Source organism: Pseudomonas sp. KB_15, assembly GCF_052114525.1.
In the GTDB taxonomy this organism is placed as follows: Bacteria; Pseudomonadota; Gammaproteobacteria; order Pseudomonadales; family Pseudomonadaceae; genus Aquipseudomonas.
Map to the genome: position 1 here is coordinate 1 of NZ_JBFREX010000275.1, position 410 is coordinate 410.

Genomic DNA, 410 nt, shown 5'->3' on the forward strand with positions numbered 1-410 from the left:
GGTTTCCGTTCAACGCGCGCGCAGCGCATCCACGATATTCAGGCGCGACGCGCGCAGCGCTGGCAGGAATCCGCCGATGAAGCCCATCGCCATCGAGAACAGCAGCGTCTTGACGACGATGCCCGGCGTGAGCAGGAAACGGAACGACAGGTCGGCGAAGGTCTGGAAGTTCGTCGTCGAAAATGACGCAAACTGCATCAGCGCGGCGCAGGCCAGCCCGGCCACGCCGCCGACAAAGCCCAGCAGCACCGCCTCGATAAGAAACGCCGCGAGCACATTGGTGCGCTGGAAGCCCAGCGCGCGCAGCGTGCCGATCTCGCCCACGCGATTGGCCACCGAGGCGTACATCGTGATCATGGCGCCGATCATCGCCGCCACGGAGAAGATCGTGGTCAGCGTCAGCCCAAGGA

At 64.9% G+C, this 410-nt stretch carries 1 protein-coding gene; it reads right to left on the reverse strand.

Features of this window, described 5'->3' with window-relative positions:
• Positions 1-9 precede the first annotated feature (9 nt).
• A partial coding sequence (locus tag AB4Z35_RS30855) for an ABC transporter permease (protein WP_442101279.1) occupies positions 10-410 on the reverse strand: 401 nt, incomplete at its 5' end.